The following is a 14588-nucleotide window of genomic DNA, read 5'->3' as shown; positions in this document are numbered from 1 at the left end:
ACCGACCTGAGTCGGTGCCGGACCGTTTCCGTGCCTCTGGGCCGTTTCCGCGCCTCCGCCCCTCCCCCGGTCCCGGCCCTGGCCCTGGCCCTGGCCCTGGCCCGGTCGAGCGTCACTCCTCGGTGGGGCCGAGGTCGGGCGTGTTCCGGAACGCGACGGTACGGGCGTGGCGGGAGGCGTGCAGTTCGAGCACGACGAGCTCATTGGTGCCCTGGCGCAGCACCGGTGCGGGTACGTAGAGGGACCGCTGCGGGCCGCGGGACCAGTAGCGGCCGAGCGCGAAGCCGTTGATCCACGCATTGCCCTTGGTCCAGCCGTCGAGGTGGAGGAAGGTGTCCGCCGTCTCGCCCAGTTCGAAGGTGCCGCGGTGGAAGGCGGGACCGACCGGGGTGGCGGTGGTGGGGGCGAAGTCCAGCGTGTCGAGGCAGGACAGCGGCAGCGGCCGGCTGGTCCAGCCGACGAGCTCCGTGCCGTCCAGCAGGACCGTGCCGGGCAGCCCCTTGCGGTCGTGGATCCCGGTTCCGTAATTGACCCGCCCCTGGTTCTCGACCAGCACGCTGAGGACCGAGCCCGGGCGCGGCACGGTGAAGGCGAGGGCGTGTTCGTGGTTCTCCCGCTCCAGAACGCCGACGGGCAGGCCGTCGACGAACACCTGAGCGCGGTCGCGGACCAGCTCCAGTTCGAGGAGAGCGGGTCCGGCGGCCGGCAGGGAGGTCTCGTACAGGACGAAGCCGAAGTCCTGACCGAGCTGCTCCATCGTCAGCGGATGCGGCGACCCGACGCTGTCACCGAGGGCCGGAGCGCTCCGCAGAAGGCCAGCGCTCTCGGCCAACTCCACGCCGCCCAGGTCGAGTTTGGCCGCAGGCGCGGGGGCCGGCTCGTCGGGGACCGGCGCGTACTTGGCGATGACCTCGCGGAAGGCGTGGAACTTCTCGGTGGGGTCGCCCGCTTCGTCGAGGGGCGCGTCGTAGTCGTAGGAGGTGACGGTCGGCCGGTAGGTGTGCTTGTCGTTGGCCCCGTTGGTGAAGCCGAAGTTCGTGCCGCCGTGGAACATGTAGAGGTTGACCGACGCGCCGGTGGCCAGGAGTTCGTCCAGCTCCCCCGCGGCCCGGTCCGGGTCCCGGACCACGTGGTGGCCGCCCCAGCGGTCGAACCAGCCGATCCAGAACTCCGTGGACAACAGCGGGCCGGCCGGCTGGTGGGCACGCAGCGCGGCGAGGTTCTGCGCGGAACGGCTGCCGAAATTCGCCGTCGCGAGAACACCCGGCAGCGCCCCGCGCTCCAGGTCCGCGGGCTGGTCGCAGGTGAACAGGGGGACGTCGACACCACAGCGGCGCAGCGAATCGGCGAGGTGCTCCAGGTAGGCGGTGTCGTCACCGTAGGCCCCGTACTCGTTCTCCACCTGCACGGCGAGAACCGGACCGCCGCGTGTTGCCAGGTACGGCTGGAGCGGGGTCAGGAGCCGGGTGAAGTACGCGTCCACCGCGGCCAGGAAGCGGGGGTCTCGGCTACGGAGCCGGATGTCGGGGTCGGCCAGCAGCCAGGACGGCAGGCCGCCACCCTCCCATTCGGCGCATATGTAGGGGCCGGGACGGAGCAGGACATGGAGCCCTTCAGCGGCGGCGAGTTCGAGGAACCGGGGCAGGTCGAGCCCGCCGTCCATACGGAAGTCGTCCGACCGGGGTTGGTGGAGGTTCCACGGGACGTAGGTCTCGACGGTGTTGAGACCCATGAGACGGGCCTTGCGCAGGCGGTCCGCCCACTGCTCGGGGTGGACCCGGAAGTAGTGCAGGCCGCCGGACAGGAGCCGGAAGGGTTCACCGTCGAGCCGGAATCCGCCGTCGTCGATCTGAAGAACGGGCATGTGGTGCTGCTCCTGTACCGAAGGGAATGCGCAGGGGGCGGCGCATCGGCGGGTGACCCAGCCAGGAGACCTATGTTTACGTAAACATGACGGACGTGGCAAGCCTTTTCACCACGCCTCACGGGAGGGACGCGTCAGGCGTGTCAGGCGTCGGTGCGGACGATCACCACCAGAGTGCGCGGTCCGTGTACGCCCTCCACACGCTCCAGTTCGATGTCCGAGGTGGCGGACGGTCCGCTGATCAGGGTCGTCGGGCGTTCGGGGACGAGCCGGGCCAGCAGCTCCGGGACGCCGGTGACGACCGAGGAGAGGTCAACGACGCACACATGGACGTCCGGGACGAGGGTCAGCGCACGGCGTCCCTGGTCGGCGGAGCCGTCGAGGACGATCGTGCCGGTCTCCGCACAGCTCGCCGCCGAGGCGGTCACCACCGCGTCGAGGGCCTCCAGCGCGGAGGCCGGCGCGTCGCTGTGGTCCTCCTCCACCGCGCCGCCCCACGCGGCGAGCCAGGAGCGGTCCAGGCCGGCGGGCACCCCGATCCGACGGGCCCCCAGGGCGTCGAGGACGTCCGCGAGGGCCGCGGCAATCTCTCCCGCCGTACAGATTCGCACCTGCGCCTTGTAGTCGAGGAGCCGGTCCGTGAAGAGCTCCAGGCGCTCGTCGTCGGGGAGCGTGCGGTCGCGCCGGTAGGCGCGTTCCACGGTGACGGCCGGGCGCGGCGCGAGGACCAGCGCGTCCCGTACACGGCCGAGGACGGTCTCACGTGCGGTCATCGCGCCTCCTCCTGGATGTCACTGGTGCCGGCGGTGCCGGCGGTGTCGGCAGTGTCGTTGGCGTCATCGGTGCCGTTGGCGTCGGCGGTGCCGTTGGTGCCGGCGGTGTCGTCGGGCCCTTGGCTCGGGGCGGCGTCGGCGAGGGCGCGCCGTCCTTCCTCCGAGGCGTACCAGTCGCGGAAGGTGCGACGCGGCGGGGCGGGAGTGTCGCGGCTTTCGCTCCAGCCCCGCAGGGGCGGAGGCAGATGGGAGATCACCCCGTCCCGCCCGGCGGCGATCCGGCCGAGCCGGGCGGCCTTCTGCGCGGCCGTGTACAGCTTCGGCCGGCCCATGACGGCGGCCGCGGCCTTCATGGCGAGCTGTTCGGCGCTCCGGCCGGTCCGCTCGGTGGTCTGATGGCGCAGTTCCACCAGCAACGACGGGATGTCGATCTTCACGGGGCAGGCGTCGTAGCAGGCGCCGCAGAGGGTCGAGGCGTAGGGCAGCGAGGAGTTGGGGTCGTTCTTCGCGGCGTGCGTGCCGGCGAGCTGGGGAGTGAGCACGGCGCCGATCGGGCCGGGGTACGTCGAGCCGTACGCGTGGCCGCCGACCCGCTCGTACACCGGGCACACGTTGAGGCAGGCCGAGCAGCGGATGCAGTGGAGGGCCTCTCGGCCGACCGCGTCGGCGAGCGCCGCTGTGCGTCCGTTGTCGAGCAGCACGAGGTGGAACTCCTGCGGGCCGTCGCCCGGTGTCACGCCGGTCCACAGGGAGGTGTAGGGGTTCATCCGCTCACCGGTGGAGGAGCGCGGCAGCAGTTGGAAGAAGACCTCGAGGTCGGCGTAGCGCGGCAGGACCTTCTCGATGCCCATGACGGTGATCAGTGTGCGCGGCAGCGTCAGACACATCCGGCCGTTGCCCTCGGACTCGACGACGGAGAGCGTGCCGGTCTCGGCGATGCCGAAGTTGGCCCCGGAGACGGCGACCGGGACGGTCATGAACTTCTCGCGCAGATAGGCACGAGCGACGGCGGCCAGTTCCGCGGGCACGGAGCTCAGGTCGGGGTCGACGCCCGGGATCTCCTGGAGGAAGATCCGGCGGATCTCCTCACGGTTGCGGTGGATCGCGGGCACCAGGATGTGCGAGGGGCGGTCGTGGGCGAGCTGCACGATCAGTTCGGCGAGGTCGGTCTCGTGGGCGGTGACGCCGTGGCTCTCCAGGTGCTCGTTGAGGCCGATCTCCTGGGTGGCCATCGACTTGACCTTGATGACCTCGCTGCTGCCGGTGGCGGCGACGAGCCGCGTGACGATCGCGTTCGCCTCCGCCGCGTCGCGGGCCCAGTGCACCGTGCCGCCCGCCTCGGTGACCTTCGCCTCCAGCTGCTCCAGCAGTTCGGGCAGCCGGTTCATGACGTCGGCCTTGATCGCCGCGCCGGCCGAGCGCAGTTCCTCCCAGTCGGGCACCTCCGCGGTGACGGCCAGGCGCTTGGCGCGAATGGTGTGCGTCGCCTTGTGGAGGTTGGAGCGGAGCTGGCCGTTGCCCAGCTCGGCCGCGGCCGCCTCCGGGAACGCCCGCTCGCCTCGCAGGTTGCCCTCGCCATACGGGGAGCGGGGCGGGGCGGCGGGCATGCCGAGGAACGTGCTGCTCATCGTGCGGCCTCCGTCAGGACGTGCGGCGAGGTGCGGGTGGCGGCGAGGATCTGGGCGAGGTGGAGCGTCCGCGTCCCGGAGCGGATGCGGGACAGCCCGCCGCCGATGTGCATCAGGCACGAGGAGTCGCCGGCGGTGCAGACGGCGGCGCCGGTCGACGCCACGTGGTCGAGCTTGTCGGCGAGCATGGCCGAGGACGTCGCGGCGTTCTTGACGGCGAAGGTTCCGCCGAAACCGCAGCAGGCGTCCGCCTCGGGCAGTTCGACCAGGTCGATGCCCTCGACGGCCCGCAGCAGGCGCAGCGGTTTGTCGCCTACCCGGAGCATGCGCAGCGAGTGGCAGGTGGGGTGGTACGTGACGCGGTGCGGGAAGTACGCCCCGACGTCCACGGTGCCGGCGACGTCGACCAGGAACTCGGACAGCTCGTACGTCTTGTCCTTCACCGCTGCCACGCCGGCGCGCAGGGCGGGGCCGCCGTACCGGTCGGCGACGGTCGCGTGCTGGTGGCGCACACAACCGGCGCACGAGCCGGAAGGCATGACGACGGCGTCGATCGTCGGGTCGCCGAACTGCTCGGCGTAGGCGCGGACCAGGGTCACCGGTTCGCGCTGGTAGCCGGTGTTGACGTGCATCTGGCCGCAGCAGGTCTGGTCCGGCGGGAACACCAGCTCGTGGCCCAGCCGGGTGAGCAGCAGGGCCGTCGCCCGCACCGCGTCGGGAAAGAGGGTGTCGCCCAGACAGGTGGCGAAGAGTCCGATGCGCATGAGGGCCTCCCCGGTGGCGGTGAAAGTATGGTCCGACCATACTTTGGGTCGCCCGCGGCGCCAAGAGTTGACCACCATATGGTCGGACCTCAGGGCGTTCCGCCCCTGCGGAGGGGGCGACGCGCCGGGTCAGTCCCGGGACTCGTCGTCCCCTGGCGGGCCGACCAGAGTGCCGTGGAATCCGCGGATGTGGCGCTCCACGAGGTCGGCCGCCGCGGACCCTTCTCCGGCCCGGACCAGCCGCAACAGCTCGGCGTGTTCGCGGTTGAGCTGCTCGGCGATCGCGGGCCAGTCCTCGGCGGCCTCCTCGGCCTGGAGGATCAGGGCGCGCACGGACTCGCGGACGGCGGAGGTGAGCGTGGAGACCAGTCCGTTGCCCGAGCTGCGGGCGAGCAGCACATGGAAGGCGGTGTCCAGCTCGTTGAAGAGGGCCACGTCGGCGCCGACGTCTCTCATCCGGGCCAGTACCGCCTCCGCCTCGTCGAGGCTCTCGTCCAGGTCCTCGCCGAGGTCCCGGTCGAGGTCCTGGCCCAGGCCACGGTCGAGGTCACGGTCGAGGTCCTGGCCCAGGCGACGGCCGAGGTCCCGGTCGAGGTCCTGGCCCAGGCGACGGTCGAGGTCACGGTCACGCCCCGCGTGGGACGCACGGCGAGCCGCCGCCTCGACGCTGGAGCGCTCCAGCACGACGCGGGCCTCCAGCACGTCCTCGACGCCGTAACTGCCGAGCGCGAGATGGAGGCGCAGGACCCGGCCGAGGGCGTCGTCGGGGTTCCGTACGATCCGCGCGCCCGCGTCCGGGCCGCGCCCCACATTCGCGACGAGCACCCCGATGGTCTCCATCACCCGCAGCGCCTCCCGCAGGGCGGACCGGCTGACGCCCAGCGCCGGCGCCAGCTCCCGCTCCGGGGGCAGCCGGTCCCCTGCCTTGAGTTCACCGGCGAGCACCTGTCGCTCGATGCTCTCCAGTACGAGCTCATGCGTCCGCGACTGCCTCGCCGGTCGCCCTTCGGCCTCCACGGCAACTCCTCTCCTCGCGGGACGGGCTCGGCCCCTCGCCCCACCCTCACCATGGTCCGACCACAGCCCTCCCGGTAAAGGTACGGGCCCTGCCGGACAGCGACTCCAGGGCGGGTGTGGGGCCCGCTCAGGCGAGCGTCTCGACGGCCGTGGTGGCGAAGGCATGGTCCTGGTCGGGAGCGCCGCCGCCGACGCCGATGGCGCCGATGAGCTTGCCGTCGCGGTGGACGGGGAGCCCGCCGGCGATGAAGAGGAGCGGGCGGTCGAGCGCGGTGGTCAGCGAGTGGAAGGGGCCGTCGGGCTTGACCAGGTCGACGAGGTCGGCGGTGGGGGCGTCGAGCTGGAGCGCGGTGTAGGCCTTGCGGGTGCTGGTCTCGCCGGAGATGAGGACCGCGCGGTCGTCGCGGCGGAAGGCGAGCAGGTGGCCTCCGGCGTCCAGGACGGTGACGCTGACCGTGACTCCGGCGGCTTCGGCGGCGCGCCGGGTCGCGGTGAGCAGGATCTCGGCGTCCTGGGTGGTCAGCGGCGCCACAGCGGTGGCGGTGGCGATCCCGGTGCTGTCGGTGGCAGCGGCGGTCGCGGTGGTGGCGGTGGTGCTCATTTCTTCTTCTTCCTTCGATTTCTGCTTGGTGTGGGTGTGAGGGGTACGTGTCAGCGGCGCGCGGCCGGGACGCCCGCCGTGGCCGTGGCGCCGTCGGCGGCCACGACGCGCGTACGGGCCTGGAGCGCCGGTCCAGCGTGGCCGCGAGGATCGCGAGGAGCAGCGCGGTGCCGGAGAGCAGGGCGCCGACCCAGTTGGGGGCGGTGTAGCCGAGCCCTGCGGAGATGACGATGCCGCCGAGCCAGGCAGCCAGGGCGTTGCCGAGGTTGAAGGCGCCGATGTTGGCGGCCGAGGCCAGCGTCGGAGCGGCCGAGGCCTGGTCGAGGACCCACTTCTGCAGCGGCGGGACGGTGGCGAAGCCGAGCGCGCCGATCAGGGTGAGGGTGACGGCGGCGAGGGCCTTGTCGTGGGCGGTGGCCGTGAAGGCCAGCAGGGCGAGCGCGAGCGCGCCGAGGCTGGTGAACAGCAGGGGCATCAGGGCGCGGTCGGCGAACCTGCCGCCGAGGAGGTTGCCGAGGAACATGCCGATGCCGAAGAGGACGAGCAGCCAGGTGACGGCGCCCTCGGTGTAGCCGGTGACGTCGGTCATCATCGGCGTGATGTAGGTGATGGCCGCGAAGACACCGCCGTACCCGAGGACGGTCATCGCCATGGCGAGCCAGACCTGTACGTTCCTGAACGCGGCGAACTCGGTACGGACGCTCTCCGCCTCGGGCCTGCCCGTCTCCGGCACCAGCTTGGCCACGCCGAGCAGGCCGACGACGCCGAGGGCGGCGACGATAACGAAGGTGACACGCCAGCCCGCGGACTGTCCGATGTGGGTACCCAGCGGCACGCCGACGATGTTGGCGACCGTGAGGCCCATGAACATCAGGGAGATGGCGGACGCCTTCTTCTCCGGGGCGACGAGGTCGGCGGCGACGACCGAGCCGATGCCGAAGAACGCGCCGTGGGCGAGGGACGCGACGATGCGGCCGGTCAGCATCAGGCCGAACGAGGGCGCGAACGCCGAGAGCAGGTTGCCGACCACGAACAGGCCCATCAGGAAGAGGAGCATCTTCTTCCGGGACACCTTGGTGCCGAGCACGGTCAGCAGCGGGGCGCCGAACACCACGCCCAGGGCGTAGCCGGTCACCAGCCAGCCGGCGGTGGGGATCGAGACACCGAAGTCACCCGCGACCTGGGGAAGCACGCCCATGATCACGAATTCGGTGGTGCCGATCCCGAAGGCTCCGATGGCCAGGGCCACGAGCGCGAGGGGCATGGCGAAGCACCTTCCAGATGATTGCGTAGAACCCTTACGAGCGTCGACAATACTTGCATGCGCCGTTAAATTGCAAACGATGGATAGTGGCGCAGGGGCTGTACCCTTGTGTGCATGAAGCCTGCCGCACCGAAGAGGAGCCCTGAGACCGCCACCCCGGCTCCGGCCCAGGGCTGGCGCGCACTCTCGCTCCTGCACGGCACAATCGAGGGCCGCGTCGAGCGCGCCCTGCACGGCGGGCACGGTCTGAGCGCGCGGGAGTACTCACTCCTCGACGTACTCAGCAGGCAGCACGACGGGGAGGGCGGCCATCTACAGATGAAGCAGGTCGCCGAGGCCGTCGCCCTGAGCCAGAGCGCGACCACGCGCCTGGTCAGCCGGCTGGAGGACCGGGGTCTGCTCTCGCGCTACCTCTGCCTCACCGACCGGCGCGGCATCTACACGGACGTCACGGACGCGGGCCGCGAGCTCCTGGACGCGGCCCGACCCACGCACGGGGCGGCCCTCCGCGAGGCACTCGCCGCCGCCGCGCTGGACCCCCGGCTCCGCCCGTTCGTCGAGGTGGTGGCCGCGGCCTGAGACCACGAGCCTGGGACCACGAGCCTGCGGCCCCGCGCGGCCTACGCGCAGTCGACCAATCGGCCACCATGTGATCGAAATTCGATCAATCGACACCGATGCATTGACTCGATCACCGGTCGCACATAGCTTCTGGCGGCACCAGACCGCCAGAAGGGTGTCGCGTCATGACCAACAGACCATGTTCGCCACGGCAGTTGTCGGTCCGCGGGCTCCTCGCCACCGCCCTCGCTCTCACCGGCGCCGTCGCACTCACCGACGCCCCAGCCTCGGCCGCCGGAAGCACCACCTATGTGGACTGCTCGAGCACGGGCGCCGGAGACGGCAGCCAGATCTCGCCGTTCAACAGCATCGGCCAGGCCAACGGAAAGACGTACGCCCCCGGCGACACTCTCGCCTTCGCGTCCGGCACCACGTGCACCGGCTCTCTCGCACCGCGGGGCAGCGGCACCGCTGCCGCCCCCATCACCCTCACCGCCTACGGCGCCGGCGCGCTGCCCGTGATCGACGGCAACGGCGCCGCCGACACCGTCTCCTTCACCAATCAGGACCACTGGCGGATCAGCAACCTCAAGCTGACCAACCCCGCCACCTCGCTCGCCCGTCGGACCGGTCTGCGGATCTCCGCCACCGACGGAGCGGCGCATCGCGGTTTCGACATCGGCTATCTCGTCGTCGACCGCGTGGCCGGTCAGACGAACAAGAACAGCCCGACCACCGAGGACTTCGTCCAGTCCGCCGGCATCGTCACAGGTGCGAGCGGTACGAACTCGACCCTCAACGACGTCCACGTTCACCACAACCAGATCAGCAACACGGGCGGCGGCGGCCTCAAAGTCCGGGTCGGCGCCATGGCGGTCAAGGGCTCCGGCGTGCTGATCGAGCACAACGTCATCAAGGACGTCGGCGGCGACGGCATCATCGCCAGCTACGCCGACGCACCCATGATCCAGTACAACAACGCCTCCGGCGTCGGCAACGGCGTGTACCCCTTCTCCGGCGGCAACTTCGCGGGCATATGGGTGCTCGGCGACCACAACCCGACCATCCAGAAGAACGCCGTGTACGGCATCACGCGGATGTCCGTCGCCGACAGCCAGGCCTTCGACTGCGACTGGGGCAACACCGGCGCCTGCACGATCCAGTACAACTTCAGCCGCGACAACATCGGCGGCTTCTTTCTCGACTGCGACGGGTGCGGCACCATCGGCGGCGCCAAGCAGATCATCCGCTACAACATCTCCGAGAACGACTGCCGCATGAGCAGCGTCAGCGCCGGCCGCTCCGCACTGCACATGTACAACAACGTCTTCTACTGCACGGACAAGAAGCTCAGCATCACGCTCCCCGACGAGAGCGTCGTCGAGAACAACATCTGGGTGGGCACCACCGACTCCCGGCTCCCCACCGGCCCCGGCGTCCAATGGCTGTGGAACGTCTTCCAGGGCGTGCCGCGGCCGACCGCCAACGGCATTGTCGGCGACCCGCTCTTCGTGGACCCCGGCGCCGGCGGCGACACGATCCACTCCGTCGACGGCTACAAGCTGCGCTCCACCTCCCCCGCCCTCAGCAACGGCTCCGTGATCAGCGGCAACGGCGGCCGCGACTACTGGGCGAACCCGGTCTCCGCGACCTCCAAGCCCCACCGCGGCGCGTACAACGGCTCAGGGTTGTAGTCCTAGATGTATTGATCACGGACGTTGTTGACACGGATGGGTCTTGATCATGGCGAAGGCCCCCGTGTGTGGTGGAGGTGTCGAAATCTTCACCGCACGGAGGCCTTCGTGTCCCACCGTAATGCCCGGCTGACTGTCTTCGGGAGACGCCTGCTGGTCGAACGTGTCGTATCGGGCCGTCCGGTCGCTCATGTCGCGGCCGAGATGGGGATCTCGCGGGCAACAGCCCACAAATGGATCCGCCGCTGGCGGGCCGAGGGCGAGGCGGGTCTCGCCGACCGTTCCAGCCGCCCGCTCACGACGCCGCACCGGACCCCGGCCGCCATCGAGGCGCGGGTGTGTGACCTGCGACAGGCCCGTAAGCTCGGGCCGGCCCGGATCGGCCCGATCCTGGGCCTTCCCGCATCCACCGTGCACCGCATCCTGGTCCGGCACGGACTGAACCGCCTGGCCTGGCTCGACCGGCCGACCGGCGAGCCGATCCGCCGCTTTGAGCGCGCCAGGCCCGGCGAACTGGTCCACGTCGACATCAAGAAACTCGGCAACATCCCCAACGGCGGGGGCTGGCGCGTGGTCGGCAGAGAAGCCGGCGAGGTGAACCGCCAGGCGACCACCGGCCAGCGCCGCAGCTGCAAGCCGGTGATCGGTTACAGCTACATCCACTCCGCCGTCGACGACCACTCCCGCCTGGCCTACAGCGAAGTCCTCTCCGACGAGCGCCAGCACACCGCGATCGGCTTCTGGCAGCGGGCGAACGCGTTCTTCCAGGCTCACGGCGTCACCGTCGAGCGGGTGCTGACCGACAACGGCGCCTGCTACAAGTCGAAGCTCTTCACCCAGAACCTCACCGCGGCCGGCATCGTCCACAAGAAGATCCGCCCCTACCGGCCGCAGACGAACGGCAAGGTCGAACGCTTCAACCGCACCCTGCTCGACGAATGGGCCTACCTACGGCCCTACACCTCGAACACCGAGCGGACCGAAGCCCTGGCAGACTTTCTCCACACCTACAACCACCACCGCTGCCACACCGCACTCAACGGCCAACCACCGATCAGCCGTGTCAACAACGCTGCGGGTCAATACACCTAGAGAGTGTCCGCGCGCCAGGCGAGACTTTACGGGCACGACCTAGCGGCCGGCGCGCAGCCGTGCGGGAAGCCAGCGGAGCTGGGCGGCTTGCTGGAAGGTGTCGCCGCCCTCGTGGTCGTTGAAGTCGTAGACCTCGATGGCCTTCTCCTCGTGGGCGTACGCGTTGAAAGCCGCGAACACCGTAGAGGGCGGGCAGGTCAGATCCTCCAGGCCCGTGGAGAAGAGCGCCGGCGCCGTGGCGCGGGCCGCGAAGTGGACGCCGTCGAAGTAGGCCAGGGTCCGGTGGACCTGGTCCACGCGGCCGCGGTGCATCTTGAGGTAGTTGCCGATCTCGCGGTACGGGTCGCGGTCCGTGAGCGTCGTCGCGCGCGGGAAGTCGCACAGGAACGGCACGTCCGGTGCCACGGCCACCAGGTCGCGGACCAGCCCCGCGACGGCCAGCGTGATGCCGCCGCCCTGACTCACCCCGGTCACCGCGGTGCGTGCCGCGTCCACGAGAGGGTGCGCGCGGGCGGCCTCCACGGCACGCACGGCGTCGGTGAACAGCCGGCGGTAGTAGTACGTGAAGGGGTCCTCGATGCCGCGCGTCATGAAACCGGGGAACGCCGGCGCGCTGCCCACGGGGTCGGGGGTGTCACCGGTCGCCCAGCCGCTGCCCTGCCCGCGGGTGTCCATCACGAAGTGTGCGAAGCCGGCCGAGGCCCAGAGCAGGTGGGTGTGGGGAAGCCCGCGCCCGCCTCCGTACCCCAGGAACTCCACGACCACCGGCAGCGGTCGGTCCGTCCCGGCCGGGAGGACGAACCAGCCCTTGACCGGGTGCCCGCCGAAGCCGGCGAAGGTCACGTCGTACACCTCCACCGTCGCCAGCCCGCTGGCCACCGGCTCGTACCGCGCGTCGAGTCGGTGGGTGCGGGCCTCGCTCAGCGTCTTGGACCAGAAGGCGTCGAAGTCCTCCGGTTCCTCGGATGCGCTGCGGTACGTGCGGAGTCGGTCGAGGGGCAGGTCGAACCGGGCCATGGCTACCGCCTTGATCGTGAGAAGTCGCGTCCGCCGTCATGCCCGGGCCGGGTCGGCCGGGTCGACCGGGTCGGCCGCCCTCACCGTACTCGCGGAATCCGCCCTCGTCCCGGCCCTCGCTCCCCGAGGTCGAGCGCGGTGCCCGGCACGCGGGCACCGCGCTCGGTTCAGGTTCGGGCTCGGTCTTCGGGTTCACGTTCGGTGTCCGGTCCGTCTCCGGGTTCAGTGCCAGTACTTCATGTCAGTTCCTCCTTCCCCGTTCGTGGGCGCACCGTGATCTCGAAGCGGTCGAGGCCGCGGAAGGTCAGGTTGCGCCGGTGTTCTGGTTCCGCGACCGGCCGGGCGTCGGGGTGGTCCGTGGCCAGGGTCGTGAGGACCGATCCGGTCAGCCGGATCGCCATGGACGCGCCCAGACAGGCGTGGGCACCGCGTCCGAACCCCGGGTGGGGGTTGGGGGCGCGGTCCAGTCGCAGCTCGGAGGGGTGGGTGAAGCGGAGCGGGTCGTGGTTGGCCGCGCCCAGGAGAAGGGTGACCGGATCGCCCGCCCGGACGGTGACGCCGGCCAGTTCGGTGTCGGACACACAGACGCGGGCGTCCGCCTGGACGGGGGCGTCGTACCGGATCAGTTCGTCCACGGCGGTCGCCGGAGTCTCGCGGAACGCGGCGAGCGCCTCCGGAGAGGTCAGCAGGGCCGAAGCGGCGTTGCCGAGGAGACGGGAGGCGGATTCGTAGCCCGCGTGGAGAACGGCGCGCAGGCTGTTGCGCAGGACCGACGGTCCACGCCGCTCGCCTTCGCGTGCTCCGCGACGTAGGCGATGAGGCCTTCCTGGGGCGGGTCGGCGAGCCAGCCGCCCGCGTACGGCGAGTTCCGCCCGTGCCGCGACGGCGGGTTGGTGCTTCTCGGGCCACAGTCCGGCGTCCATGCCGTCGACGACGGTACGGGACATCGGGACGAACCAGGACAGTTCGGGGGCGGGTACGCCGAGGAAGGCGGTGATGAACCGGAGGGCGAGCGGTTCGGCCAGCTCTCCCACGACGTCGAAGGAGGGCCGCCGGGCCAGCTCGGTGAGGAGTTCGCGGGCCTGTCGCTCCATCGCGTCGTACAGGGTCTGCCGGTCCTGTGCCCGGAATCCGTCGAGCAACAGGTGCCGGATCGCGGTGTGTTCGGGCGGGTCGAGCGTCTGCACGCTCAGCAGCGGGGCCGGTATCTCCTCTCCCGCCCTGCGCCAGTCGGAGGCGAAGCGTGCGCTGTCGGTGAGGACGGCGAGACAGTCGGCGTGCCGCGTCAAGACCCAGGATCCGAGCGGTTCGTGCCAGAAGACGGGGGTGTTCTCGCGCAACCGCGCGTAGGCGGGATACGGGTTCCGCAGGACCGACGGGCGGGCCAGGTCCAGGATCGGGTCCACAACAGCCGCTTGATCCACGAAACGGGGAGCTGCGGATGCCGGATGCGGATCGCAAGGCGGAGCCGTGTGACGACCTGCTCAGCGCGCTGTGCGCGGCGCAGGCCGAGGAGCGGATCAGCGACCGCGAACTGACCGCCATGGCCATTCTGCTCACGCTCGCCGGGCACGAGACGACGGCGAGCCTCATCGCCAACGGAGTGCACGCCCTCCTGCGTCACCCCGACCAGTTCACCGCGCTCCGGGACGATCCCACGCTCCTGCCGGGCGCGATCGAGGAGCTGCTGCGCTACGAGGGCCCGGTCAGCCGTGGTGTCGCCCGCTTCACCGTCGAGGACTTCGAGATCGCCGGCGTGACCGTCCCGGCCGGCGAGATGATCACCATCGGCCTCGCGGCGGCCAACAGGGACCCGGCGCGCTACGACCGACCCGACATCCTCGACATCGCCCGCCGGGAGATCCCGCAACAGCTCGCTTTCGGCCACGGTGTGCACTTCTGCCTGGGCGCGCCGCTGGCCCGGGCCGAAGCCAGGATCGCCATCGGCACCCTGCTCCGCCGATTCCCCGACCTGCGGTTGGCCGCTCCGGAGGAGGTCCTGACCCGGCGGGAGGGCATCCTGCGCGGGATGGCCACCCTGCCCGTCGCCTTCGCGCCGCAGCATGACCACATTTGCGGCCGCCGGGACGCGTCGCGCGGCGCCGTGGCCGGCGGGTCCGCCTAGCCTCGCCGTTTCGGTTGGGGTTGCCGGGCGGTTGAGTGTGGCTGTTCGAGGCAGTGTCGGTCCGTGGGCACGGTGAGTGCCCGGCGCGGTGGTCGGGTTCTCCGGGGTCCTTTGGGGTGTGGGCGGGCAGGATGGGTAGCTGTCAGTTGGCCGGGCGGGGAAGTGCGGCGAGGCGGTGAAAGGCCGTG

The 14588-nt window shown here is 70.8% G+C and carries 12 protein-coding genes and 1 pseudogene; 4 read left to right on the top strand and 9 right to left on the bottom strand.

Going from position 1 to position 14588, the window contains the following annotated elements:
• Positions 1-112: 112 nt before the first annotated feature.
• The 7 genes and pseudogenes from J7E93_RS21725 to J7E93_RS21695 form a co-directional block, all read right to left on the bottom strand.
• Positions 113-1864 (bottom strand): beta-galactosidase family protein, encoded by a 1752-nt coding sequence (locus J7E93_RS21725; RefSeq protein ID WP_215071599.1) that lies wholly within the window; start codon positions 1862-1864, stop codon positions 113-115.
• Between the two features lie 143 nt (positions 1865-2007).
• A complete protein-coding gene (locus tag J7E93_RS21720) occupies positions 2008-2637 on the bottom strand; it encodes an LUD domain-containing protein (protein ID WP_215071598.1) in 630 nt (209 codons plus the stop codon).
• A complete protein-coding gene (locus J7E93_RS21715) occupies positions 2634-4265 on the bottom strand; it encodes a lactate utilization protein B (RefSeq protein ID WP_215071597.1) in 1632 nt (543 codons plus the stop codon). The genes J7E93_RS21720 and J7E93_RS21715 overlap by 4 nt, the downstream gene beginning before the upstream one ends.
• A complete protein-coding gene (locus J7E93_RS21710) occupies positions 4262-5029 on the bottom strand; it encodes a (Fe-S)-binding protein (RefSeq protein ID WP_215071596.1) in 768 nt (255 codons plus the stop codon). Before J7E93_RS21710 ends, J7E93_RS21715 begins: the two co-directional genes overlap by 4 nt.
• A gap of 129 nt (positions 5030-5158) precedes the next feature.
• Positions 5159-6046 carry a FadR/GntR family transcriptional regulator gene (locus J7E93_RS21705; RefSeq protein ID WP_215071595.1) on the bottom strand — a complete coding sequence of 296 codons (888 nt, stop codon included), beginning with the start codon at positions 6044-6046 and terminating at the stop codon, positions 5159-5161.
• 127 nt (positions 6047-6173) lie between these two features.
• A complete protein-coding gene (locus tag J7E93_RS21700) occupies positions 6174-6647 on the bottom strand; it encodes a heme-binding protein (protein ID WP_251066884.1) in 474 nt (157 codons plus the stop codon).
• A 73-nt stretch (positions 6648-6720) separates the two neighbouring features.
• Positions 6721-7911, bottom strand: a pseudogene (locus J7E93_RS21695) (MFS transporter); the annotation flags it as partial.
• 114 nt (positions 7912-8025) lie between these two features.
• Between J7E93_RS21695 and J7E93_RS21690 the strand changes: the two are divergent.
• From J7E93_RS21690 to J7E93_RS21680, 3 genes are all read left to right on the top strand, one after another.
• Entirely contained in the window at positions 8026-8490 is a 465-nt protein-coding gene (locus J7E93_RS21690) for a MarR family winged helix-turn-helix transcriptional regulator (protein WP_215071594.1), read from the top strand.
• A gap of 167 nt (positions 8491-8657) precedes the next feature.
• Positions 8658-10166 carry a right-handed parallel beta-helix repeat-containing protein gene (locus J7E93_RS21685; protein WP_215071593.1) on the top strand — a complete coding sequence of 503 codons (1509 nt, stop codon included), beginning with the start codon at positions 8658-8660 and terminating at the stop codon, positions 10164-10166.
• A 108-nt stretch (positions 10167-10274) separates the two neighbouring features.
• Positions 10275-11258: an IS481 family transposase gene (locus J7E93_RS21680; protein ID WP_215071592.1), complete on the top strand. Its 984-nt coding sequence runs from the start codon at positions 10275-10277 to the stop codon at positions 11256-11258.
• A gap of 39 nt (positions 11259-11297) precedes the next feature.
• Here the strand turns inward: J7E93_RS21680 and J7E93_RS21675 are convergent, their stop codons facing one another.
• Positions 11298-12275: an acetylxylan esterase gene (locus tag J7E93_RS21675; RefSeq protein WP_215071591.1), complete on the bottom strand. Its 978-nt coding sequence runs from the start codon at positions 12273-12275 to the stop codon at positions 11298-11300.
• Between the two features lie 236 nt (positions 12276-12511).
• Positions 12512-13681 carry a cytochrome P450 gene (locus tag J7E93_RS38090; RefSeq protein ID WP_215071590.1) on the bottom strand — a complete coding sequence of 390 codons (1170 nt, stop codon included), beginning with the start codon at positions 13679-13681 and terminating at the stop codon, positions 12512-12514.
• Between the two features lie 35 nt (positions 13682-13716).
• Between J7E93_RS38090 and J7E93_RS21665 the strand changes: the two genes are divergently transcribed.
• Positions 13717-14400, top strand: a complete 684-nt coding sequence (locus tag J7E93_RS21665) for a cytochrome P450 (RefSeq protein ID WP_215071589.1) — start codon at positions 13717-13719, stop codon at positions 14398-14400.
• Positions 14401-14588: the final 188 nt, after the last annotated feature.

It is taken from the genome of Streptomyces sp. ISL-36 (assembly GCF_018614205.1).
Classification (GTDB): Bacteria; Actinomycetota; Actinomycetes; order Streptomycetales; family Streptomycetaceae; genus Streptomyces.
Note: the sequence above shows the minus strand (reverse complement) of the source record. Positions and strands in the feature narration are given on the sequence as shown.

Bases quoted from the DNA above. Each gene is read 5' to 3' on its own strand.
- J7E93_RS21725 (WP_215071599.1), bottom strand. From the start codon at position 1,864: ATGCCCGTTCTTCAGATCGACGACGGCGGATTCCGGCTCGACGGTGAA.
- J7E93_RS21720 (WP_215071598.1), bottom strand. From the start codon at position 2,637: ATGACCGCACGTGAGACCGTCCTCGGCCGTGTACGGGACGCGCTGGTC.
- J7E93_RS21715 (WP_215071597.1), bottom strand. From the start codon at position 4,265: ATGAGCAGCACGTTCCTCGGCATGCCCGCCGCCCCGCCCCGCTCCCCG.
- J7E93_RS21710 (WP_215071596.1), bottom strand. From the start codon at position 5,029: ATGCGCATCGGACTCTTCGCCACCTGTCTGGGCGACACCCTCTTTCCC.
- J7E93_RS21700 (WP_251066884.1), bottom strand. From the start codon at position 6,647: ATGAGCACCACCGCCACCACCGCGACCGCCGCTGCCACCGACAGCACC.
- J7E93_RS21690 (WP_215071594.1), top strand. From the start codon at position 8,026: ATGAAGCCTGCCGCACCGAAGAGGAGCCCTGAGACCGCCACCCCGGCT.
- J7E93_RS21685 (WP_215071593.1), top strand. From the start codon at position 8,658: ATGACCAACAGACCATGTTCGCCACGGCAGTTGTCGGTCCGCGGGCTC.
- J7E93_RS21675 (WP_215071591.1), bottom strand. From the start codon at position 12,275: ATGGCCCGGTTCGACCTGCCCCTCGACCGACTCCGCACGTACCGCAGC.
- J7E93_RS21665 (WP_215071589.1), top strand. From the start codon at position 13,717: ATGCCGGATGCGGATCGCAAGGCGGAGCCGTGTGACGACCTGCTCAGC.